The organism is Bacillus altitudinis (assembly GCF_001191605.1).
GTDB classification, from domain to species: Bacteria; Bacillota; Bacilli; order Bacillales; family Bacillaceae; genus Bacillus; species Bacillus altitudinis.
Genome location: NZ_CP009108.1, coordinates 543,856 through 564,549, shown reverse-complemented (window position 1 = coordinate 564,549; position 20,694 = coordinate 543,856). Strand labels below are relative to the sequence as shown.

Sequence of the window (20,694 nt, the reverse complement as noted above, 5' to 3'; positions counted from 1 at the left end):
TTCATAAAGACGAACAGTAAATCAAATGATGAAGAGCACAAACATATCACCAAAAGACTTGTCCAATGAATGAAAGAAGCTGTCATATTAGCTTGTCCTTGCCCATAGGATAAAAGAGATTCAATGACAAATGGGGGCAGCCAATATGAAACCAATGATATGGACAATCGCAGGAATTTGCATCATCATTTTAATGATTCCAACCTTACTCGTGTTGCCGACGTTCCAAGGAAAACCAGCAGCCAGCCAACACGTAGCAGCAGAACCATCAGTTAAAAAAGAAGTGAAAGGTTCAGTCAAATTGAAACAATCACCCGTCTCCATTCCCGTCTACCGTTCAGCGCATCAGCAGGTAGAAAACATCCCCTTAGAAGAGTATGTGATCGGTGTCGTCGCTTCTGAAATGCCAGCCGATTTTGAAATAGAGGCGCTCAAGGCACAGGCACTCGCCGCTAGAACGTATATCGTCAGACAAATGATCATTGATAAAACCGTCAAATCTCCACAGGGTTCTCTTGTAGATGACACCCAAATGTTCCAAGTGTACAAAAATAAACAGGAACTGAAGAAAATTTGGGGAAAAGCGTACAATTGGAAATTAAAAAAGGTCACAGAAGCGGTTGCCAGTACACAAGGGAAAGTACTGACGTATGACGAAAAACCAATTGATGCTTCCTTCTTTTCAACAAGTAATGGGAAAACCGAAAATGCAGAAGCTTATTGGAAAAATGAAATCCCTTATTTGAAAAGCGTCTCAAGTAAATGGGACGAAAAATCACCCAAATTCCAAAACAAGAAAACCATCACAGTGAGTGAATTTCAGCAAAAACTGGGTGTGACCCTTGGCCAGCAGCAGGTGGGAGAAATTGTAGAACGAACACCAGGCAATCAAGTAGCCAAAGCCGTCATTAACGGAAAAACATTGTCGGGCAGAGACATTCGCGAATCACTAGGATTGCACTCTGCAGACTTTACATGGGAACGAAAGGGTCAGCAAATCGTGATTACGACAAAAGGGTATGGCCATGGTGTGGGCATGAGTCAGTATGGTGCACATTATATGGCACAGTCAGGCAAAAAAGTAGAGGCGATCGTGAAACATTATTATCAAGGGATAAAAATTGAATCAGCTGATCGCTTTCTGAACACATATATGGCTAAGAAATAAAAGCAAAGGTGCCTCAAAATGGGGGCATCTTTTTTTATGTGTGAAGAGGTTTGAACAGAATGTGACAAATTGCGACTTAAGACGCACCTCAGGAAATCTTAAACATTTACATCCCGACAAGAACCGATGGCCGATACAAAGCCCCTCGAAAGAATGAGAAAACGAGGGTGACAAAAGAGTCTTTAGGTGAATATATCTAGACATCTGACAGAATTTTAGTGATTTTGATGAAAGAGAAAAAGGGATCGAGTCCTATACCATTCCAAGACAGAATATTTTACGATTAAGATGTTTCAATCAAATACATAAGGAGGAAGGAAAAGCATGTTGAAAAAAGTATTTACACTCGTAACCTTAGCTGTATTGACATTATCAATGTCAATCTCTTCACCAGTATTTGCAGAAGCAGCATCAGCCAAAAAACATAAGAAAGATGTAAGAGTGACCATCTTACTTGATGCAAGTGGAAGTATGGCAAGAAAAGTGGATGGAGAGCGTAAATTCGATTTAGCAAAACAAGAGGTATTTAAATTTGCTCAGTCTCTTCCGAAAGATGCTAAAATCCGTATGAGCTTGTTTGGGTCTGAAGGAAACAACAAAAACTCAGGTAAAGCTCAATCATGTGAAGTCATTAGAGGCGTTTATGGCGTTCAGCCTTATGAAAAGGATAGTTTCGAAAACTCTCTAAACGGTCTTGGACCAAATGGCTGGACACCGATTGCACGTGCTCTTGAAAGTGCAAAGCAAGCGGATAAACAGCTTCATAAGGGAACAAAACACATTGTGTACTTAATTACTGATGGTGAAGAAACTTGTGGTGGAGATCCAGTGAAAGTAGCGAAAGAGCTTCATAACTCAAAAGGATCTACTGTAGTCAATGTGATTGGATTAGACTTTAACGATGGCTATGAAGGTCAATTGAAGCAAGTAGCTAAAGCTGGTAAAGGTCAGTACTACCAAGCAAGCACTGGGAAAGAAATGGGTTCTATCCTTACAGCAGAATCATTAAAACTACACGAATAACTTGCTGAAGAAAAGGGAAACGATTGATTGATGCTTTCGTTTCTCTTTTTCTGTACAAATGAAAAAAAGGGAGATTTTTTAATGAAAAGAAATATTATATTAACCATTTTAGCGAGTCTTGTTCTGCTTCTTTCTTCACCAGCTCATGCTGTAACGAAAAAGGAGCCTGCTCATGTGGTGATTTTACTTGATTTAAGCGGAAGCATGGCACAATCGGTTGAAGGCGAAAAGAAAATCGATATCGCAAAACGCTCGATCCAAAGTTTCGCAAGTATTTTATCAGAAGATACACAAGTCTTGCTTCGTGTTTTTGGTCATGAAGGAACGAATAAAAATGCAGGAAAAGCCGTTTCTTGTGCAAGTTCCGAAGCAGTTTATGGATTTGGAACATATGAGCAAGCAACCTTTCAACAAGCGCTAAATGTGTATGGTCCAACAGGCTGGACACCACTTGCCAAAGCATTAACTGATACGAAACAAGATTTTGAAGATCACCAAGCTGAAGGAAAAAATATTGTATATGTTGTCAGCGATGGTGAGGAAACATGCGGCGGAAGCCCATCACAAGCAGCAAAGCAATTACATGAAGAAGGTATTGACACAATCGTCAATATCATTGGCTTCGATGTAAATGAAAAAGAAGCAAAAAGTCTAAAATCTGTTGCCAAAGCTGGTGGTGGACAATATCAACCAGCAGCAAATGCAGAAGAATTGAATCATATTCTTCAAAAAGAAGCGAACTCTTTTGGTCAATAGGATGTGAATAGACAGCTGGGGAGAAACCCCCAGCTGTTTTTTCATAAAGGATCAATTTAAAGTCGTTTCCAATTCATCAATCCGTTTCTCCACGTAGTGCTGATCTTTTCTTGCATGAAAGGTTTCGGCTTTTTCTAATATTGCGGTGGTATTGTATTCTGGAATCTGGGAATAGCTTTCGTAAACTCCTTTTGGTATTAACACGTTTCCTTCAGGCCAATAAACTGCGATATTTCCACGTTTCAGCTCTCCGAATTGAGCAACTCCTTGGTAGGATCCATATTGATTAAAAAGGACAACGGGATCGCCTTCTTGGACGTAAAGCTCTTTCGCATCTTCTTCATTCATCAAGATAGAATGCCGCTTTCCACCATTAAAGGCATCCTTTTCACTGTAAATCATAGAGTTGAATTGCTTGCCTCGTCTTGTCGTGATATTGAAATGCCCCTCAGTTTTTCGATATTGAGGCAGCTGTGCTGGGAGCAGGTGTCCTTTTCCATCCGGTGTTGGACACACCCCATCTTCGCAAAGCCATGCGCCACCCCATTGAAAGACATCCCCTTTATGACGTAAATGCTGGATCCCATCATAGTTCCGATTTGCGATGGCAATCTCACGGCGAATGTCTTCAGCATGGTCAAAATGAATCAACTTCGCGTCTTCTGGGCGAACTCTTTTTGCTAGGTCAATATAAATGTCCCATTCAGCTCTGGCTTCTTCAATGCGAGGTCCTTCAATTTCCGGACTGAAATACACCATGCGTTCCGTACTGGTTGATGTACCACCGCCTGGCTGTTCATATCTTGTCATTGCAGGCAGAACAATCACAGTCTCTTCTGCTTCTATCAGTGTAGAGGTGTTCAAAATAATATCTTGATGGACACGGAGTTCAAGCTCGGATAGTGCTTTTTCAATCGCTTCAGGATTTGGCATTGTTTCTAAAAAGTTTCCACCGCTAGTAAACAGCATCTTCAGCTTTTGCGGGTGTTCTTTTGGAAGAGCCATTTTTTCAAATGATTGCCCAATCGTGTCACCATGCCATTTTGGAATATCAAATCCCCATATCTTCTCGATTCTTTTAATATTCTCTTCATCAAAATCACTGCCGGGCAATACGAATGGATCGGCACCCATTTCGCCTGAACCTTGGACACCGCTATGGCCACGAATAGGCATAACGCCACAATGTTTTCTGCCAATAAACCCGCGTAACATGGCAAGGTTTGCGACTTGTGATATATTATCAGTGGCAAAGCGATGCTGAGTGAGACCCATACTCCAAATAAACACCCCTGAATTGGCATTGGCAAGCAGTACAGCGAATTCCTTCATTCTTTCTTTAGATAAGCCTGACGATGCTTCGAGATCCGACCATTTTAACTGAGTGACATGCTGCTTTACATCTTTTATGCCGGTTGTATGCGCTTGGATAAATTCATGGTCAAGAGCGGAATGGGGCGCTTGCTCCTCCATATCAAACCAATGTTTGATGACACCATTCATAAACGCAATATCGCCGCCTATATTGACTTGATAAAAATCATCCGCTATTTTTGTGCCGAATAAAGCACTTTCTGGAATAGAAGGGACCCAATATTTTTCCATTGCAGGCTCTTTATATGGATTGATGACAATGATTTTGGTTCCTTTCTTTTTAGCGGCGTACATATATTTAGTCGAAACCGGCTGGTTGTTTGCTGCAACAGAGCCCCAAAATATCAATACATCTGTTCCAATCCAATCACTGTAATTACAGCTGGATGCACCTATACCAAGGGAGCGTTTAAGAGCGGTTTTGCTTGGTGAATGGCAAATACGAGAAGCATTATCGATATGATTTGTTCCGATAAATCGCGCAGCTTTCGCCGCAGTATAGTACACTTCATTTGTAATCCCTCTAGCCGTTAAATAGAAAGCAAGTTGACGTTTATCAATCGATTTGATTTTAGCGGCGATTTGATCTAATGCACTATCCCAAGAAATGCGTGTAAAGGCATTCTCACCTTTTTTTCGAATCAGGGGATAAGGAATACGCCCAAGTTTTCGAAGAGACGTGCTATCCATTTGTTTGAGCCGCTCAATATCTTCGAACCATTTTGGATCAATAGCTGGCATTGTGTTAAGCCGTAGCACATTCAGTCTTGTTGTGCATATATGGGGTCCTGCTAGTGTTTGATCGTATAAACCTGATACACCAAGAGCACAGCCGTCACAAACGCCCTGAGTCAATATACGGTACGCATAGGGGAGGTTATCTTTGTTCTCCCATGCCACTTTCATTGTGTCTCGAATGTGTTTCGGTTTTACTTTTCCAAGCCCCATAGGAGCAAAAGAGGCCCATAGCTTTGGTGAGGGTTTTTTGTTGAGTTTAATAGGCCCCTTGTGTTTTGTTTTTCCCATGATATCGTCACCCTCCTATTACTTTGTAAAGCGTTTTCATATCTAAAAATTACCTGTAGATTGTCATTCTGTCAAATTCATCTTAAGAGCGGACCGTGACAGAAGAAGGAGCAGTAAGATTTGATTCACGAAGTTGTTTAATATCCTTCCGAATGAGAAGAGATATGATAAACGCAATGAAAAATAGGCCAGAGAAGACCATGAGACTTTGTGTGTAATTGCCTGTAATGTCACGAATAAAGGAGGAAAATAAAGGTCCTGCTAAACCAGCAGCGGCCCAAGCGGTGAGAATATAACCGTGTATGGCACCTAGCTGCTTCGTACCAAATAAATCTCCTATATAGGCTGGAATTGAAGCAAACCCTCCTCCGTAGCACGTATAAATGATTGCCATCACGATTGAAAAGATGAGCGGTTCTTTTAAGTAGGGAAGTAAAGGAAAAGCAATGAGCTGTATAGTAAAGAAAATCGTATACGTATTTGGCCTTCCGATATAATCAGAGAAGGATGCCCATCCGATCCGTCCTAGCCCATTAAAAGCACCTAAAATTCCAACAAGAGTAGCTGCTGCACCGGCCGTGAAACCAACACTTTCTTGAGCAAGCGGTGATGCTACAGAAATAATGGCAATTCCGCATGTGATATTAATAAAGAGCATGACCCACAAATAATAAAAACGCCGTGTTTTAATGGCTTCATTTGCTGTGAGCTGTGATAAATCTTGAGGAATTTTCCTTTGGTTTGTTTTTAGCACGTTAAATTGTTTGACATCATCAGGTGCTGGTGGTGATAAATAAAGAGATGAAACGACCATGATGATAAAATAAGAGATTCCGAGAATATAGAAGGTATTTGCAATATCAACTTTTTCAATGAGAAATTGAATAATGGGACTGCAAATAAGAGAAGCAAATCCAAAACCCATAATGGCTAAACCCGTTGCGAGTCCTCTTCGATCTGGAAACCATTTGACTAATGTTGAAACTGGTGCAATATAGCCTACACCTAATCCGATTCCAGCGAGTACACCATAAAATAAATAGAGGAGAGGTAATGAAGACATGTGAACAGCAAACCCTGATCCAGTCATCCCAATGCCGAAGAAAATAGCTGAGAAGAGCCCTGATGCCCTCGGCCCATACTTTTCAACGAAATGCCCCATAAAGGCAGCCGATAAACCTAAAAATAAAATAGCGATGCTAAATGTCAGGCTTATTTCTGTTAATGACCATTGAAAGGTTTGATGTAAAGGATTCGTAAAAACACTCCATGCATAAACAGATCCGATAGATAAATGAATCCCCACAGCACTTGTAGCGATAAGCCAACGGTTTTTTGTTTTGTTCATTGTGTTCCCTCCATATAAAGCAAACAAAAAGTTTGATAAGATAGAAATATGTTACATTTTTATGACTTTTTAAAATAATATCACAATTCGTCTGGTTCATATAACTAAATTTGTGTTGAAAGGAAGATCAGATCATGAATCCTTCTGTTAAAACGAAACGACGTATACACCAATATCGCAGAGGTCAAATGACATGTAAAACAGATGAAGTTGTAGAAGAATTCCCTTTAACCGTGCTGGTGAATGGTGAAGAGTTTGTCACACTCGTTTGTTCACCGGATCATTTGAAAGAATTGGTGATCGGTTTTTTAGCTTCAGAAGGAGTCATGCGATTTGAAAAAGAGATTAAAAGGTTTACAATAGATGAAAGTATGGGTTTTGCATATGTTGACTTACATCACTCAACTCAGTTCCAATCCTCAGATTTTACAAAACGAGTGATCGGATCTTGCTGTGGGAAAGGAAGACATTTTTATTTTCTCCAAGATGTGAAGACGGCAAAAACAGCCATTGACCGAATCAGTATTTCTGCTGAAACTTGTATTCATTTAATGAAATGTTTACAGGAGGAAAGTCAGTTATTTCAACATACTGGTGGTGTCCATAATGCTGGACTATGTGATACAGAAAAGCTATTCATCACTAGGACGGATATAGGACGGCATAATGCGTTGGATAAAATCTATGGATATTGTTTACTTCATAAAATCCCACTGAGAGATAAAATCCTTGTATTTAGCGGCCGGATATCGTCTGAAGTTCTGTTGAAGGCAGCAAAATTAGGGGTATCAATCGTCATATCAAAATCAGCTCCTACTGAGTTAGCACTTAAAATGGCAGAAGAATTAAATATAACAACAGTTGGATTCGTAAGAGGAGAATCTTTTAATATCTATACTCATCATCAGCGTATTACAGAATAGGAGGCTAAGTATGGTCAGTATTTTGGATAAAAGACATCGACCATTGCGCGATTTAAGAATATCCGTAACAGATCGCTGTAATTTTAGATGTACGTACTGTATGCCTGCTGAAATCTTTGGACCAGATTATCCTTTTTTAGATAAAGAAGAGCTGCTTAGCTTCGAGGAAATTGAACGACTTGCTGCGCTTTTTGCAAAGGAATTAGGTGTGGTGAAATTACGTATTACGGGCGGTGAACCTTTAATGCGTAAAGATTTGCCCGTTTTGATAGAAAAACTCGCAAAAATTCCAGGTATTGAAGACATCGCTATGACAACCAATGGAACGCTGTTACCGTTGTACGCAGATAAGCTAAAGAAAGCAGGTCTGAATAGAGTCACCATTAGTTTAGATTCTTTAAATCCAGATCGTTTTAAGCAGATGAATGGAAGACACATTTCTATCCAAAAAGTATTTGATGGGATAGAGGCTGCAAAAAAAGCTGGACTTGCTATTAAGATCAATATGGTTGTCCAAAAAGGTGTGAATGATCAAGATATCTTACCAATGGCAGCCTATTTTAAAAAAGAAGGACACATTCTACGATTTATTGAATTCATGGATGTTGGCAATACGAACAAATGGAATCTCAAGCATGTATTGACGAAAAAAGAGATTATGGAGCTAATTCATTCAAAATACCCTATTAAACCAGAACCCCCTCGATATCAAGGTGAAGTAGCCAAGCGTTATTTTTATGAGGATGGGTCAGGAGAGATTGGCATTATTTCTTCCGTTTCAGATGCTTTTTGTGGATCGTGTAATAGAGCTAGACTATCTGCACGTGGCGAATTATTCACCTGTCTTTTTGCATCATCGGGCTTTGATCTGAGACGATTCATCCGTAATTCAGAAAATGATGAATATCTAGTGAACATATTGAAGGAACTTTGGTCAAACAGACAGGATCAATATTCAGCTGAGAGAGAGCAAAAGAAAGATCAGAAAAAAGTTGAGATGTCCTACATCGGCGGGTAATGACAACAAAGTATCATGATCATCGATTTTTGAAAAGAAGAGAAAATGGTATAATCACTGTTGAAAATCTTCTTTTAACATCAGGACAATCTTTCCTATAAGCTCATCCCCATAAAAAAACAGCAGAGATTCTGCTGTTTTTTTAAAATGCTATTTTGTACCTCAAAATTGACGGAGTAAGGATGAAAAAAAGATTTTTATTCATTTTGTCCTGCTTTACATTGACAGGAACTATGCTAAGATCAAATCAATCTTTACCAACTCGATTTTTTCACTCCTGGAATCTGTCCTTTATAGGCAAGCTCACGAAAAGCAATTCGAGACATTTTAAATTTTCTCAAGTAACCTCTAGGACGGCCAGTTAATTCACAGCGGTTTTTTAAGCGAGTGGGTGAAGAGTCTCTAGGTAGTTTCTGCAAAGCTTCATAGTCACCTTTTTCTTTTAGCTCTTTCCTTAATTGTGCATATTTCAAAACGAGCTGCTGCCGCTTTTTTTCTTTTGCTATTTTTGATTTCTTTGCCATTTAAAACCCTCCTGGTTTAAGTGTGTATGTTCCATTGAAAGGGGGCTTCAAACGTTGTCCAATCTTGATCAAATTCTTCAGGTGTGAGTAAGCATTGATCTAGTGTACGAATAATATCTGCTTTAGGTAAATCTACACCGATAAAGACAAGTTTTGTATGTCGATCACCAAACTCTGCATCCCACTCATCTAGAATTTCTGGTTCCTGATTTAAGATCCGTGATCGTTCTTGCTCAGGCAAGGCAGCAATCCAGTATGCGATTGGTTCAATTGCAACAGATTTTCCGGCTTGTGAAATTAAAATGGTTAAATCATGATGTGTCGCTAGCCATGTAAATCCTTTCGCTCGAACAATCTGCTCTGGCATTTGATCTAACCATGCATTCAGTCTGCCAGTATGAAAAGGAAGCCTTCTTTCATAAACAAAAGATGAGATTTGGTATTCTTCTGTTTCAGGCGTATGCTGAGAGTGTCCAGCATTAATTTCTTTGATCCAGCCCGCAGAAGCACTAGATTTTTCAAAATCGAATAAACCAGTATTCAAAATATCACTAGGCTGTACGTTACCTTTAGAGGTTCTAATAATGGCTGCTTCTGGTTGAAGTTTGGTTAACACGTGCTCAAGCCGATCTAGTTCTGATGCTGATACAAGATCACATTTATTGATAATGAGCACATCACAAAATTCAATTTGATCAATAAGTAAATCGGAAATCTCTCGTTCATCATCATCTGAAACTGCTTCTTTACGATCCAATAAACTTTCTCCTGACTGGAAATCTGTCCAGAAACGGTTTGCATCTACCACCGTTACCATCGTGTCTAATCTGCAAAAACGTGTCAAATCTATGCCCATTTCTTCATCAATGTAAGAGAAAGTTTGAGCGACAGGAATTGGTTCACTAATACCTGTAGATTCAATGACAATATAATCGATATTCCCAGCCTTACAAAGGCGTTCTACTTCAATTAATAAATCTTCTCTCAATGTGCAACAAATACAACCATTAGATAGTTCAACCAGTTTCTCATCTGATCGAGAGAGTTCTCCGCCTTGCTTAACTAATTCTGCATCAATATTTATTTCGCTCATGTCATTGACAATAACAGCTACTTTTAGCCCTTTACGATTCTGTAGAACATGATTTAATATCGTGGTTTTTCCAGCTCCTAAAAAGCCGCTTAGAACTGTGACAGGTATTCTCTTATCCATTTGGTTTAGTCCTTTTGAACATAATCATTTTGTATGCCGCCTCGCTTAAATAGTAATTGTTACGATTTGAATCCCAAAAATTATTTTGTTTCCCGATGAAGGGTGTATTTCTTTAATCGTGGAGAATATTTTTTTAACTCCAATCTGTCTGGGTTCGTTCGTTTATTTTTTGTAGTGATATAGTTTCTGTCACCTGTTTCTGTACAGGCTAAGGTGATTTTCACGCGCATAAGTGCTATAACCCTCCTTTATTCCGTAATGATTACGATTTGTATTTTAAAATGATAAAGGCTGATTGTCAAGTTTAGTATCAAGGCTATGCCAACTCAAATAAAAAAGGGGTATCGCATTTTATTGATACCCCTTTCTATTAATAAAAGTCACCAAGTTCTTCTTCGTAATAATCTTCGTACTGTTGGACATCGGTAGGAAGCTCTTGGAGAAAGGCTAGCCCGCCTAGTATAAACATCAAAACGATAGCGATGAATGAGAGAATAACGGCGGCAATACTTGAAATGGCAAACAGTGTCTGCATTTTCATCATCTTAGCATATTGTTCCAATAATTCTTCGTAAGAAGTATCAGGCGCTTGAATCAATTGTTCAGCTGCTTTCACGGATTTTTGGACATGAATTCCCATCATAATCAGAAAAACGCCAATGGCAGCAGGAAGAACAAGCCAAAACCCACTGAGGATGGATAGACCACCTGAAATATAGAGAAAGATGCTCCCAACCTTTCCCCACTTTGTTATTGAATGAAGAGATTGAATGATTTTCTCAGTTTGTTGCAATTGTGTTCACTCCTTTATGTATTCACTCTATATCATACTTGAGCAAGTAGTACTTTAGGAAGAGTGAATTGACCTTATTTCTATCTTTTATTTACTTTTTATGGATAAATAAATTATTTTCGAATAAGAAAAAAGTAACAATTACTACAATTGTAATCGAAAAATTTTGTCATAAATAAGAAAAGTAGTTTGAAGTAATTAGAAAATTTATCAAAATATGTTGTTAGTTGTCTATCAATTGGTTATTATTGTATTGTATTACCATAAAAATTGGAAGGTGGAATTCATATGTTAGATCGAATTTTAAACAAAATGACCAATGTTCAACCTGCAGCTGCTAGATGTATTTTGCAAAGATTGGTAACTTCTTGTCAATCAGCACCAACTTGTTTCCTTCAAGGCGTTGGAACTTTCCGTTACTATGTGGATCGTGATACAGGTGAGATTTGTACTAGCCAAGAACGCGTTAAATGTGGCTGCTAAATCTAAGTATCTTATTTATTAGGGTGTGAACGCATGAGCATAACTCCAATTTCATTAGTAACAAATGCTATGCAGACGTCAAATAAGCGTCAAGCAGGCCATACATCAAATTCTTTTTTGACCCAAGCAGCGCAAATTGTTCAAGGCGACCATTCTCCAGAAGAGAGAAAGGCGTTATTTCAACAACTGACTTTAGTTCAGCAAGGAAAAGATTTAGAGCTTCATGTTTCTAAATTAAAAGAACTAGAGAAAGAGGTTCAAAAAGAGGGGTCTTCTTCCGTTACTGTGAATCAGCACGGTGATCAAGTTGACATTTCAAATGAAGCTCGCAGTGAGTTTGAACAAGCTGAGGAACAAACATCCGCTTCAAGCGAAGCTAATGAAATCGCTGCAGAGGAAAAAGGGAAGGATGTTCAGCCAAATTCACAGTAATAAAAAATGAGGCATGTGTTTGATGCTCTTCACATGCCTCATTTATCTTTAGTTTGCAGCTAGTCTTGAATAAAGACCGTCTGGAAAAGGTGCTGCATATGAGATGGTATCATTGTCTTCTACCATGATGTAGAACGGAAACTCCTGAATTTGGAATGCGTTTATCAATTGTTCGTCTACCGGAATAATTCGCAAGTTTGTTTCGTTATCACGATATAATTCTTGGTCCTTTTTTTGCCCGTTTTTCAACAAAATACTCAATGAAACGTTTAGTTTACGCTGCTTTTTTGTTTCTAGGAATTGTTCGAGTGATGGAATGCAGTGCGGACATGCTGTGTCAGTGAAGATCAGTAATTGTTGTGTACGATTTGTTTGCAGCAGATCATTCATGTGAATGGGTGATGGCTGTTCGAGAAGTGGATGCGCAAGTTTCTGCCCCACGTGTTCTATAGGTAAGATGATAAGCTGCATCTGTTGTTTTAAATAGATGATAATTCCAGCCGTTAATAGAAGACTGCAAATCATAAGAGCGAGCTGTATAAGAAAAATTGAATTCATCGTATATCGTCCTCTCAAAGTGAAGTTACGCAAAGCTATCATATTACAAATATCAAAAATATGTCAATTATACTAAATGGTGTAAGGTGGAGCATCTCATGAGTACAGTGAACCATTGTTTATATGCAATCTCCTATACTTGGAAAAAAAGTCGTTCTTATCTTCTTTTAACTTTGTTCATTCAAGTGATCGTTGGTTTTATGCCTTTGGCTAGTGTCTGGATTATTCAAACTTTGATTAATGAAATTATTTTATTTATGACGTCTTCAGGTGACATCCAAAAGGTTTTGTGGTTATTTGGACTGCAAATGGTCATTGTGATTTTAGGATATGGGCTTCAATTTATTCTTCAGCTTAGTCAACAGAAAGCAACAAATCTGATTGGTCTCCATTTGAAAGGTGAATTGCTTCAAAAAGCGATAAGACTGCCGTTTATTACGTTTGAGCACCCGTCCTTTTACAATGAAAGTCAACGTGTGATGAACAGTCATCAGCATGTTCTCAGTATGGTGAGAAGTATTTTTACAATGATGAGCGCGTTGATTACTGTTGTATCACTTCTTATTTATATGATCGGTATTCATTGGGGCTTAGCGGTCATATTGTTCTTGTTTACCTTGCCTGTATTATGGATTGAACTTTTCTTTGGAGGCGCACGTTATCGATTAAATCGTTTGTTAACGGCTAATGATCGAAGAGAAATGTATGTATCTGATCTCGTCGCACAGCGAGATTCTTTAAAGGAAGTTCGTTTATATGGAATAGGGAATTATCTTCTTCAAAAGTGGAGAGGTCACTACGTTAAAAGTGCAGATGAAAAATATAATTTGCTGAAACGCCAAGTGCGCTGGGAGATGGCAGGCGGGTTGCTCATGACATTGGCCTATGTGTGCTGTGGTTTATTGATTGTCTTTCTTATTTTTCAAAAAAAATTAGCTGCGGGTACGTTTGTTGCAGTGCTACAAGCTGTACAAAACATTCAAAGTGGGTTTCAAGATTTAACGAGGGAATGTTCTAGTTTATATGAAACGAGCCTATATGTTGATGAAATGAGAGCTTTTCTAAAGAGAGAAGAGGAAATGCATGAACAGACGGAAGAGGCAGCGTCGCTTCAGGGAATTGAGCATATCCAGTCCATTACATTAGACAATCTCTCTTTTACTTATCCGAATATGAAAAAACCAGCGATTGAGCATATTCATTTTCATATGAATAAAGGTGAACGAATTGCATTAGTAGGAGATAATGGGTCCGGTAAAACCACTTTAATCAAATGTTTAACCGGCTTATACGATCCAGATCAACAGAATATGCACAAAGTCAATGGAGAGGATATTTCCACCATCCATAAAAAGTCCTATCATGCGAGAATGGCTGTTCTTTTTCAAGATTTTATGAAGTACGAATTCACTGTGAGAGAAAACATAGGGTTTGGCCGTATTGATGATATAGAAGAGGAAGAGCGGTTGATTTCAGCCGCCCGTCAAGCAGGTATAGAGAAAAGAATTAATGAAATGGAAGACACATATGATGCGCAGCTAGGTCGCTTTTTTGAAGAGGGACATGAATTGTCTGGCGGACAATGGCAAAAGCTTGCGATGGCGAGAACCTTCTTTAGAGAAAGTGATTTTATTATTTTAGATGAACCGACCTCTGCTCTCGATCCATTGTCGGAGATCTCACTCATTCGAAAGTTGTTCGATCATACGCAGGATCAAGGTGTTTTGTTTATTACACATCGTATGGGAGCGGCCCGCTTAGCAGACCGTATCATCGTCATGAAAGATGGTGCTTTCATTGAAGAGGGCAACCATGATGAACTGATGGCATTACACGGAGAATACAGAAGGCTATACGAGGCACAATCTCAACTATTTCAACAAAAGGAGATGGTGTAAGGTGAGTGTCTTTTATTTCATAGGAGTCTATTTACTAGGAATCATTTTTGCAGGTGCATGGCTGGATAAAGCAAGGAAACAGAAGGCACATGTCCAACAGATCAATGCTTATCGGCTGCTGCCGCCTTCTTTCGCGGCACCCATGTTTTATGTATTTTTGTTGATTGAGTTGGTTTGTACGATTCATTTGTTTATATGGAACATGTCTGTCCTGCCTGCAGTGGGCCTTACAGCCCTGTTATGTATTTACACTGGAGCGGTTACGTTCAATTTAATGAGGGGGCATCGTGATATTTCGTGCGGTTGTGGAGGATTACTGGAAAACGATCGCCTGCATTGGGGGATTGTGATTCGCAATCTGCTGATGCTTACTCTTGTGGCAGGGTTATTTTATGTACATCCTAGTGTTGAAATGATTTCATTGCGGTTGAAAATGATTTGTTTTCTCATTGCAGCGGCTGTCTGTTTGATCATAGCGGTCAGCCAAGAAATTGTGCTATTGAAGCGAAAGTGGATCGACTCATTCCAGATTGCAGATGGATCAATTATAGAAGGAGATAAAATGAAATGACAGATATTTTATTAATCATTGTGTTATTAATTGTCATTGCCCAGCTGGCTGTCGTGTTTTTGCTTGCCCGTTTTATCGGGAGATTTATGAATAAAATAAAATCTCTTGATGGAATTGAATTGAAGGAAGCGGATATTGGTGACCCGGCTCCGTTATTTCGCAGTTATTCGCATGTAGGTGAAAAGGTGATCTTGAAGGAGTATTTGCAAAATGGGCGAGCTGTGATGCTGTTATTTGTGAATTCTACTTGTATGACTTGTAAAAGTATTTTGTCTGATGTGCAGCCTCAAACTTCACATGATGATGCTCATGTGATTGTTATTAATGGAGATGAACAAGCCGATGATGCCTCGCTTCTTCAATTGCTGCCGGAGCAAGCTGTTTATATGCGCTCATCACAAATTATGGAGTTGTATGGAGTAACAGTTGTTCCGCAAGCGCTTCTGATTGATGAACATGGTATCATTCTGAAAAGAAAATCGCTTCAAAATGCGAAGCAATTTGAGCAGTTGGTGCATGCTTCATAAAAAAGCGTCTCTTTCTTCAAGAGACGCTCCAGCGTGTAGACAAACCTTCGCATTCTTTGTCAGTCCTGCGTGCTGGTGCTCACGAATGTGACATTCGCTCCGCGCCAGTACTCGTCCTTCCTCGGGCTGCAAAGGTTTTCTATCACGCTGAAAAGAAGACAAAGGGCTAAATTAAAGTTCATTTTAGCCCTTTGTCAACAATCTAAAGCGTGTCTTTCTTCAAGAGACGCTCAGTTTATAATTCTTTTCCTAAAATATCTAAGTCGTACCGATTGCCGTCCATTTCTGCGATGCGTGGCAAATGTCCCCAAGTCTCAAATCCGTGCTTCTTAAATAATTTGATGCTGGCTTCGTTGTGGCCGAAAATAAAGGCAAGTAACGTTCGGATGCCTAATGAGGGTGCCAATTCGAGCGCCTCTTGTAAGAACAGTGACCCTAAACCTTTTCCTCGATAGTTTTGGTTCAAGTAAATACTCATTTCAACAGTACCGTTGTATGCAGGTCTGCCGTAAAACGTTTCAAAACTGAGCCAGCCGTAGATATTTCCTTCCTCATCTGTTTTCACATAGAGAGGACGTTTCTCTGAATGATTCAAAAACCACTGACGGCGGTCTTCTACTGTAACAGGTTCTGTATCGGCCGTTACTTCTCTTGAAGCAATCGTTGAATTGTAGATATCGACGATCTCTTTGAGGTCATCTTCTGTTGCCATGCGGTTGAAAGTTTTCACCATATGTACCCCCATCTTTTTTCATTCATCATACATATTATTGATGCGATTGCGCAAAATAAAAAGAAAAATGATTTCGTGTGTATATATTTTTTGAAAAGTGTTCAGAATGTTGCTGAGGTGATGAAAAATGAGAGAGGAAGAAAAGAAACGTACTTCCAAAATCACAAAAGTTCAGCAATTTTTCCGTAAGCGCTGGGTATTCCCTGCTATTTACTTGGTCAGCGCAGCGGTCGTGTTAACAGCCGTTCTTTGGTATCAAGCTGTATCGAAAGATGTGAAAGACCAATTATCTGATGGAAATCAAACAGGACAAGAACAGCGTGATGATGCCGTTGAAGTTGGAAAGCCAATTGAAAATGTTGCTATGCCGGTCCAGAATTCTGAGAATGTTTCTGTCGTGAAAAAGTTCTATGAAGCAGATGCTGATCAAAAAGAAAAAGAAGCAGCACTTGTAAACTATAATAACACCTATACCTTAAGCAAAGGTATTGATCTTGCAGATAAAGATGGCAAAGTGTTTGATGTCACAGCTGCTCTTAGTGGAACAGTCGTTCAGGCGAAAAAAGATCCAGTTCTCGGTCACGTTGTTGAAATTGAACATGAAGATGGATTGTCTACTGTGTATCAATCGTTGTCTCAAGTGAGTGTAAAAGAAGGCGATGAAGTAAAGCAGAATGATGTCATCGGTGCTTCTGGTAAGAATCTATATGGTGCTGAAAGCGGCAACCATGTTCACTTTGAAATTCGTATGGAAGGTTTAGCGCTTAATCCGCTTAGCTTCATTGATAAGCCTGTTTCTTCCATTGAAAAAGCAGCGCAAGAAGTGACAGAAGAAGCAAAAGAACCTGCACAGCCAAAGGCTGATGAAAAAACGAAGGAACCTGCTGCTGACGATAAGGCAAAAGAGCCGGCTGAAGAAAAATCTGAAGATAAGTCTGATGAGAAGGGGAAATCCTCTGATCAAGAAAAGTCTTCTGATTCCTCTAAAGACCGCAGTCAGTCAGAAGAAACAAAACAATCTTAATGTCATGTCAGATCCTCTGTGTAGATAAATGCACAGAGGTTTTTTTCTGTCTTTAAAAAAACCTCCGCCATATGGCGGAGGGGATGCTATAAGGCGGCAGGTCCTTCTTCACCTGTCCGAATGTTGATTGTATTTTCTATCTCATATATAAAAATCTTCCCATCCCCTGGTTCGCCTGTACGCAGTACTTTCTGTGCTGTTTCCACGACCTGTTCAACAGGTACTTTGCTTAAGACGATTTCAATCTTTAAACGTTCGTACACATTGCTTTCCTTTTTGACGCCACGGTATAGTTCCGTATGTCCCTTTTGTAATCCGCAGCCGTGCACATTGGAAAAGGTAATCGAGGTGACACCAATCTTTCCAAGCTCCACCTTTAATGTTTCAAAATTAGCTGGACGTGTGACAATCTCCACTTTATACATTTTGCTCATAGAGACACCCCTTTTTTCTTTAATCTTGATATGCTTTTTCGCCGTGCATCGTTAAATCAAGACCGACTGATTCTTCTTCTTCAGTTGCGCGGATCTTGAAGAAGATGTTGACGACTTTGATGATCACGTATGTGACAACTGCAACAAAGACGTATGTGGCCACGATGGCGACAACTTGTTTCCAAAGTAAGCTTGGATCGCCGTAAAATAAGCCGTTGGCTCCGCCATCATTGACAGATGTAGTGGCGAAAAGGCCTGTAGCAATGCCTCCCCACGTACCGCCGATTCCGTGGAGACCGAATGCATCCAGTGCATCGTCATAGCCGAACTTGGCTTTGAGTGAATAGACGCCCCAGAAACAAACGATTCCGCCGATGATTCCGATGATGATCGAAGCGAATGGTGTGACAAAGCCTGCGGCAGGTGTAATCGCTACTAGGCCTGCAATGGCTCCAGAGATTGCACCTAGCATCGTTGGTTTTTTGTTGATCATCCATTCGACTAACAGCCAGCCGATGATTCCTGCAGCAGCTGCTGTATTGGTGTTAATAAAGGCATACATGGCGACACTGTCTAATGTGAGGGCACTTCCTACGTTAAACCCAAACCAGCCAAACCAAATCACAGCTCCACCAAGAAGTGTGTAGATCAAGTTATGCGGAGAAGAACTTGCCGCTTCTTTTCGCTTCCCGAGAACAATGGCTACGACTAGACCAGCCACACCGGATGATATGTGGACGACGTTTCCACCGGCGAAGTCAAGTGCTCCCATTTCTCCAATCCAGCCGCCGCCCCATACCCAGTGTGCGACTGGAGCGTATACAAATGTGACCCAAAGGAGTGTAAACACGACCACCGCTGAGTAACGAATACGTTCAGCGAAGGCACCAGAGATAATGGCTGTTGTGAGGACGGCAAAGGTCATTTGGAACATCATGAACAATGAATGTGGAATCGTGTCACTATATGAACCAGGTTCAAAGCCAACGCCTTTTAGTCCAACCCAGTCAAAGCCTCCGATCCATGCATTGCCTGGCGCAAAGGCGAGTGAATACCCAAACACGATCCAGACGATAGAGACAATGGCTAGTGAGGTTAAGCTGTGCATTGTCGTACTTAACACGTTTTTACTTCTCACAAGTCCTCCGTAGAATAAGGCTAAACCCGGTGTCATTAACCACACGAGTAGTGCGCAGAAGAACATAAATACTGTATCACCCATTTGCATGCTGCATTCCCCCGAATCATTCAGAATTAATAGATTTCTTAATTCTTCATTATAGAGAGAAAAGTCATATATAACATATTCATGTAAGTTTATCTAACATGGTTTTTTGGTCATTATCAATATAAATGGATGAAAAGTTCGTAAAAAATGAGAATAAACGTGCATGAATCACGAAAAATAAAGGGCGTTTGACCTATAAAATCGAACTGAGAAACAATTTGGTTCGCTCCTCTTGAGGAGAATCAAATAATTCTGATGGGGTACCTTGTTCGACGATTCGTCCTTCATGCATATAAACAACTCGGTCAGCTACTTCTTTTGCGAAGCCCATTTCATGAGTGACGATGACCATTGTCATGCCTTCTTTGGCAAGACTTTTCATGGTTTGCAGCACTTCGCCTACAAGCTCTGGGTCCAGCGCAGAAGTAGGCTCGTCAAATAACATGACATCGGGCTTCATGGCGAGAGCTCGTGCGATGGCAACGCGCTGTTTTTGACCGCCTGATAGCTTTGAAGGGTACACTTTTGCTTTATCCGCTAGTCCGACTTTCTCTAATAAGACATTGGCTTCAGTTATCGCTTGTGCTTTCTTTGTTTTTTTCACCATGACCGGTGCTTCGATGATGTTTTCAAGCACGGTTTTGTGCGGGAAGAGATTAAAATGCTGAAACACCATGCCTATTTTCTGCCTCATTTCGTTTAATTGATCTCGTTTTGGATGAACGGGACTGCCATCAATGATGATCTGACCGTCATTTTTTATTTCTAAAAAATTCATACAACGGAGCAAGGTGCTTTTCCCAGAGCCGCTTGCACCAATTAAGACGACGACATCATTTTCATATACAGTGAGATCGATATCTTTTAAGACATGCAGCTCTCCAAAGTATTTATTCAGTTTTTCAACACGAATGATCTCTTTTGATTCTGTCATGCTTCTCCTCCTAATGATCACTGACTGAAAGTTTCTTCTCAACGGTTTGCACAGCGAATGTTAACAGCAGGACAAGAACTAAGTAATAGACAGCCACGACAAGTAAGTACGTCATGTTGTCAAAACTGTTGGAACCTTGAGTGGTGGCTATGTTAAAGAGTTCATTGACGCTGATGAAGGCGGCAAGTGATGAATCTTTTAAGCCGATAATAAACTGATTGCCGAGAGGGGGAAGGGCACGCCGCATCGCTTGCGGGAGAATGATACGTCTCATGGTTAGAAATCGCCCCATGCCAAGAGAACGTCCTGCTTCTTTTTGACCTTGATCGATTGATTGAATCGCACCTCTAAATATTTCTGCTATATAGGCACCGTTATGGAAGGCAAGCGCAATAGAGGCTGCCCAAAAGTCGGGTATATTTAATTCTGTAAGCCCAAAATACAGGATAAAAATCTGCACAATGAGTGGTGTCCCGCGTACAAGGAAGATATAGGCATTTGCGATATAACCGAAAACGGCTACGCGGGATATTTTTAGTAAGGCAAAGAAAAGCCCGATGAACATGCCGATGAAAATACTGATGACAGTGAGTTGTAAGGTAAGCAGCATTCCTTCTAAGAAAACGCCTCTAGAATCAATCAGCGTTTGAAAAAAGTGTGATAAGGTAGGCAAAACAATCATCTCCATTTGAAGAAAGTGCGCCTA

At 40.0% G+C, this 20,694-nt stretch carries 23 protein-coding genes; 11 read left to right on the top strand and 12 right to left on the bottom strand.

The features are described from left to right. The first annotated feature begins 145 nt into the window (after positions 1-145). The 3 genes from spoIID to ID12_RS02785 all read left to right on the top strand — a co-directional run bounded on the left by spoIID (position 146) and on the right by ID12_RS02785 (position 2,947). Positions 146-1,168 carry a stage II sporulation protein D gene (gene spoIID / locus ID12_RS02795; RefSeq protein ID WP_008343381.1) on the top strand — a complete coding sequence of 341 codons (1,023 nt, stop codon included), beginning with the start codon at positions 146-148 and terminating at the stop codon, positions 1,166-1,168. A 324-nt stretch (positions 1,169-1,492) separates the two neighbouring features. Next, positions 1,493-2,191, top strand: a complete 699-nt coding sequence (locus ID12_RS02790) for a VWA domain-containing protein (RefSeq protein ID WP_080987758.1) — start codon at positions 1,493-1,495, stop codon at positions 2,189-2,191. 81 nt (positions 2,192-2,272) lie between these two features. Next, entirely contained in the window at positions 2,273-2,947 is a 675-nt protein-coding gene (locus ID12_RS02785) for a VWA domain-containing protein (protein WP_039165296.1), read from the top strand. A gap of 51 nt (positions 2,948-2,998) precedes the next feature. Here the strand turns inward: ID12_RS02785 and ID12_RS02780 are convergent, their stop codons facing one another. Then, the gene (locus ID12_RS02780; protein ID WP_050826679.1) at positions 2,999-5,347 is read right to left on the bottom strand and encodes an FdhF/YdeP family oxidoreductase; all 2,349 of its coding nucleotides are present in this window, start codon (positions 5,345-5,347) and stop codon (positions 2,999-3,001) included. Between the two features lie 82 nt (positions 5,348-5,429). Next, on the bottom strand, positions 5,430-6,695 hold the full coding sequence (locus ID12_RS02775) for an L-lactate MFS transporter (RefSeq protein ID WP_046526719.1): 1,266 nt from the start codon (positions 6,693-6,695) through the stop codon (positions 5,430-5,432). Between the two features lie 134 nt (positions 6,696-6,829). On the opposite strand from ID12_RS02775, the gene fdhD reads away from it, so the two are divergent. Together fdhD and moaA are read left to right on the top strand one after the other, a co-directional pair. Next, positions 6,830-7,618: a formate dehydrogenase accessory sulfurtransferase FdhD gene (fdhD, locus tag ID12_RS02770; protein WP_008343373.1), complete on the top strand. Its 789-nt coding sequence runs from the start codon at positions 6,830-6,832 to the stop codon at positions 7,616-7,618. A gap of 10 nt (positions 7,619-7,628) precedes the next feature. Next, entirely contained in the window at positions 7,629-8,636 is a 1,008-nt protein-coding gene (gene moaA / locus ID12_RS02765; protein ID WP_017360030.1) for a GTP 3',8-cyclase MoaA, read from the top strand. Positions 8,637-8,890: 254 nt separating this feature from the next. On the opposite strand, the gene rpsN is transcribed toward moaA, so the two are convergent. From rpsN to ID12_RS02745, 4 genes are all read right to left on the bottom strand, one after another. After that, positions 8,891-9,160 (bottom strand): 30S ribosomal protein S14, encoded by a 270-nt coding sequence (gene rpsN / locus ID12_RS02760; RefSeq protein ID WP_008343369.1) that lies wholly within the window; start codon positions 9,158-9,160, stop codon positions 8,891-8,893. A gap of 16 nt (positions 9,161-9,176) precedes the next feature. Continuing rightward, on the bottom strand, positions 9,177-10,373 hold the full coding sequence (locus ID12_RS02755; protein WP_050826678.1) for a GTP-binding protein: 1,197 nt from the start codon (positions 10,371-10,373) through the stop codon (positions 9,177-9,179). A gap of 80 nt (positions 10,374-10,453) precedes the next feature. Beyond that, positions 10,454-10,603 carry a 50S ribosomal protein L33 gene (gene rpmG, locus ID12_RS02750; protein WP_003214771.1) on the bottom strand — a complete coding sequence of 50 codons (150 nt, stop codon included), beginning with the start codon at positions 10,601-10,603 and terminating at the stop codon, positions 10,454-10,456. A gap of 140 nt (positions 10,604-10,743) precedes the next feature. Next, a complete protein-coding gene (locus tag ID12_RS02745; RefSeq protein WP_007497598.1) occupies positions 10,744-11,166 on the bottom strand; it encodes a DUF5362 family protein in 423 nt (140 codons plus the stop codon). Between the two features lie 288 nt (positions 11,167-11,454). Here ID12_RS02745 and ID12_RS18740 point away from each other — a divergent pair, with 288 nt between their 5' ends. Then, on the top strand, positions 11,455-11,649 hold the full coding sequence (locus ID12_RS18740) for a hypothetical protein (protein WP_072367358.1): 195 nt from the start codon (positions 11,455-11,457) through the stop codon (positions 11,647-11,649). A 33-nt stretch (positions 11,650-11,682) separates the two neighbouring features. Next, positions 11,683-12,081, top strand: coding sequence for a hypothetical protein (locus tag ID12_RS02740; protein ID WP_007497596.1), 399 nt, complete (start codon positions 11,683-11,685; stop codon positions 12,079-12,081). Between the two features lie 48 nt (positions 12,082-12,129). Here the strand turns inward: ID12_RS02740 and ID12_RS02735 are convergent, their stop codons facing one another. Beyond that, positions 12,130-12,639, bottom strand: a complete 510-nt coding sequence (locus ID12_RS02735) for a hypothetical protein (RefSeq protein WP_017360027.1) — start codon at positions 12,637-12,639, stop codon at positions 12,130-12,132. Positions 12,640-12,737: 98 nt separating this feature from the next. On the opposite strand from ID12_RS02735, the gene ID12_RS02730 reads away from it, so the two are divergent. Genes ID12_RS02730 through ID12_RS02720 form a run of 3 tightly spaced genes read left to right on the top strand, consistent with a single transcriptional unit; the run spans position 12,738 to position 15,635 of the window. After that, a complete protein-coding gene (locus ID12_RS02730) occupies positions 12,738-14,537 on the top strand; it encodes an ABC transporter ATP-binding protein (RefSeq protein WP_046344658.1) in 1,800 nt (599 codons plus the stop codon). A 1-nt stretch (position 14,538) separates the two neighbouring features. Next, complete coding sequence (locus ID12_RS02725; RefSeq protein WP_017360025.1) at positions 14,539-15,108, top strand: MauE/DoxX family redox-associated membrane protein; 570 nt, start codon at positions 14,539-14,541, stop codon at positions 15,106-15,108. After that, a complete protein-coding gene (locus ID12_RS02720) occupies positions 15,105-15,635 on the top strand; it encodes a TlpA family protein disulfide reductase (protein WP_007497592.1) in 531 nt (176 codons plus the stop codon). The genes ID12_RS02725 and ID12_RS02720 overlap by 4 nt, the downstream gene beginning before the upstream one ends. Positions 15,636-15,870: 235 nt before the next feature. Here the strand turns inward: ID12_RS02720 and ID12_RS02715 are convergent, their stop codons facing one another. Then, a complete protein-coding gene (locus tag ID12_RS02715) occupies positions 15,871-16,368 on the bottom strand; it encodes a GNAT family N-acetyltransferase (RefSeq protein ID WP_008343345.1) in 498 nt (165 codons plus the stop codon). A gap of 127 nt (positions 16,369-16,495) precedes the next feature. Here ID12_RS02715 and ID12_RS02710 point away from each other — a divergent pair, with 127 nt between their 5' ends. Further along, positions 16,496-17,392, top strand: coding sequence for a stage II sporulation protein SpoIIQ (locus tag ID12_RS02710; RefSeq protein ID WP_007497590.1), 897 nt, complete (start codon positions 16,496-16,498; stop codon positions 17,390-17,392). Positions 17,393-17,478: 86 nt separating this feature from the next. Here the strand turns inward: ID12_RS02710 and ID12_RS02705 are convergent, their stop codons facing one another. From ID12_RS02705 to ID12_RS02690, 4 genes are all read right to left on the bottom strand, one after another. Next, on the bottom strand, positions 17,479-17,826 hold the full coding sequence (locus ID12_RS02705) for a P-II family nitrogen regulator (RefSeq protein ID WP_007497589.1): 348 nt from the start codon (positions 17,824-17,826) through the stop codon (positions 17,479-17,481). Positions 17,827-17,845: 19 nt separating this feature from the next. Further along, entirely contained in the window at positions 17,846-19,054 is a 1,209-nt protein-coding gene (locus ID12_RS02700; protein ID WP_008343343.1) for an ammonium transporter, read from the bottom strand. Between the two features lie 193 nt (positions 19,055-19,247). After that, a complete protein-coding gene (locus ID12_RS02695; RefSeq protein ID WP_008343342.1) occupies positions 19,248-19,988 on the bottom strand; it encodes an amino acid ABC transporter ATP-binding protein in 741 nt (246 codons plus the stop codon). A 10-nt stretch (positions 19,989-19,998) separates the two neighbouring features. Beyond that, positions 19,999-20,676 (bottom strand): amino acid ABC transporter permease, encoded by a 678-nt coding sequence (locus tag ID12_RS02690; RefSeq protein WP_007497584.1) that lies wholly within the window; start codon positions 20,674-20,676, stop codon positions 19,999-20,001. Positions 20,677-20,694 lie beyond the last annotated feature (18 nt).

Excerpts from the sequence above, each read along its gene's own strand:
- ID12_RS02740 (WP_007497596.1), top strand. The coding sequence starts at position 11,683 with ATGAGCATAACTCCAATTTCATTAGTAACAAATGCTATGCAGACGTCA.
- ID12_RS02775 (WP_046526719.1), bottom strand. The coding sequence starts at position 6,695 with ATGAACAAAACAAAAAACCGTTGGCTTATCGCTACAAGTGCTGTGGGG.
- ID12_RS02710 (WP_007497590.1), top strand. The coding sequence starts at position 16,496 with ATGAGAGAGGAAGAAAAGAAACGTACTTCCAAAATCACAAAAGTTCAG.
- ID12_RS02720 (WP_007497592.1), top strand. The coding sequence starts at position 15,105 with ATGACAGATATTTTATTAATCATTGTGTTATTAATTGTCATTGCCCAG.
- ID12_RS02730 (WP_046344658.1), top strand. The coding sequence starts at position 12,738 with ATGAGTACAGTGAACCATTGTTTATATGCAATCTCCTATACTTGGAAA.
- ID12_RS02790 (WP_080987758.1), top strand. The coding sequence starts at position 1,493 with ATGTTGAAAAAAGTATTTACACTCGTAACCTTAGCTGTATTGACATTA.
- ID12_RS02695 (WP_008343342.1), bottom strand. The coding sequence starts at position 19,988 with ATGACAGAATCAAAAGAGATCATTCGTGTTGAAAAACTGAATAAATAC.
- ID12_RS02690 (WP_007497584.1), bottom strand. The coding sequence starts at position 20,676 with ATGGAGATGATTGTTTTGCCTACCTTATCACACTTTTTTCAAACGCTG.
- ID12_RS02715 (WP_008343345.1), bottom strand. The coding sequence starts at position 16,368 with ATGGTGAAAACTTTCAACCGCATGGCAACAGAAGATGACCTCAAAGAG.
- ID12_RS02700 (WP_008343343.1), bottom strand. The coding sequence starts at position 19,054 with ATGCAAATGGGTGATACAGTATTTATGTTCTTCTGCGCACTACTCGTG.
- spoIID (WP_008343381.1), top strand. The coding sequence starts at position 146 with ATGAAACCAATGATATGGACAATCGCAGGAATTTGCATCATCATTTTA.
- moaA (WP_017360030.1), top strand. The coding sequence starts at position 7,629 with ATGGTCAGTATTTTGGATAAAAGACATCGACCATTGCGCGATTTAAGA.
- ID12_RS18740 (WP_072367358.1), top strand. The coding sequence starts at position 11,455 with ATGTTAGATCGAATTTTAAACAAAATGACCAATGTTCAACCTGCAGCT.
- ID12_RS02785 (WP_039165296.1), top strand. The coding sequence starts at position 2,273 with ATGAAAAGAAATATTATATTAACCATTTTAGCGAGTCTTGTTCTGCTT.
- rpmG (WP_003214771.1), bottom strand. The coding sequence starts at position 10,603 with ATGCGCGTGAAAATCACCTTAGCCTGTACAGAAACAGGTGACAGAAAC.
- fdhD (WP_008343373.1), top strand. The coding sequence starts at position 6,830 with ATGAATCCTTCTGTTAAAACGAAACGACGTATACACCAATATCGCAGA.
- rpsN (WP_008343369.1), bottom strand. The coding sequence starts at position 9,160 with ATGGCAAAGAAATCAAAAATAGCAAAAGAAAAAAAGCGGCAGCAGCTC.
- ID12_RS02780 (WP_050826679.1), bottom strand. The coding sequence starts at position 5,347 with ATGGGAAAAACAAAACACAAGGGGCCTATTAAACTCAACAAAAAACCC.
- ID12_RS02705 (WP_007497589.1), bottom strand. The coding sequence starts at position 17,826 with ATGAGCAAAATGTATAAAGTGGAGATTGTCACACGTCCAGCTAATTTT.
- ID12_RS02755 (WP_050826678.1), bottom strand. The coding sequence starts at position 10,373 with ATGGATAAGAGAATACCTGTCACAGTTCTAAGCGGCTTTTTAGGAGCT.
- ID12_RS02735 (WP_017360027.1), bottom strand. The coding sequence starts at position 12,639 with ATGAATTCAATTTTTCTTATACAGCTCGCTCTTATGATTTGCAGTCTT.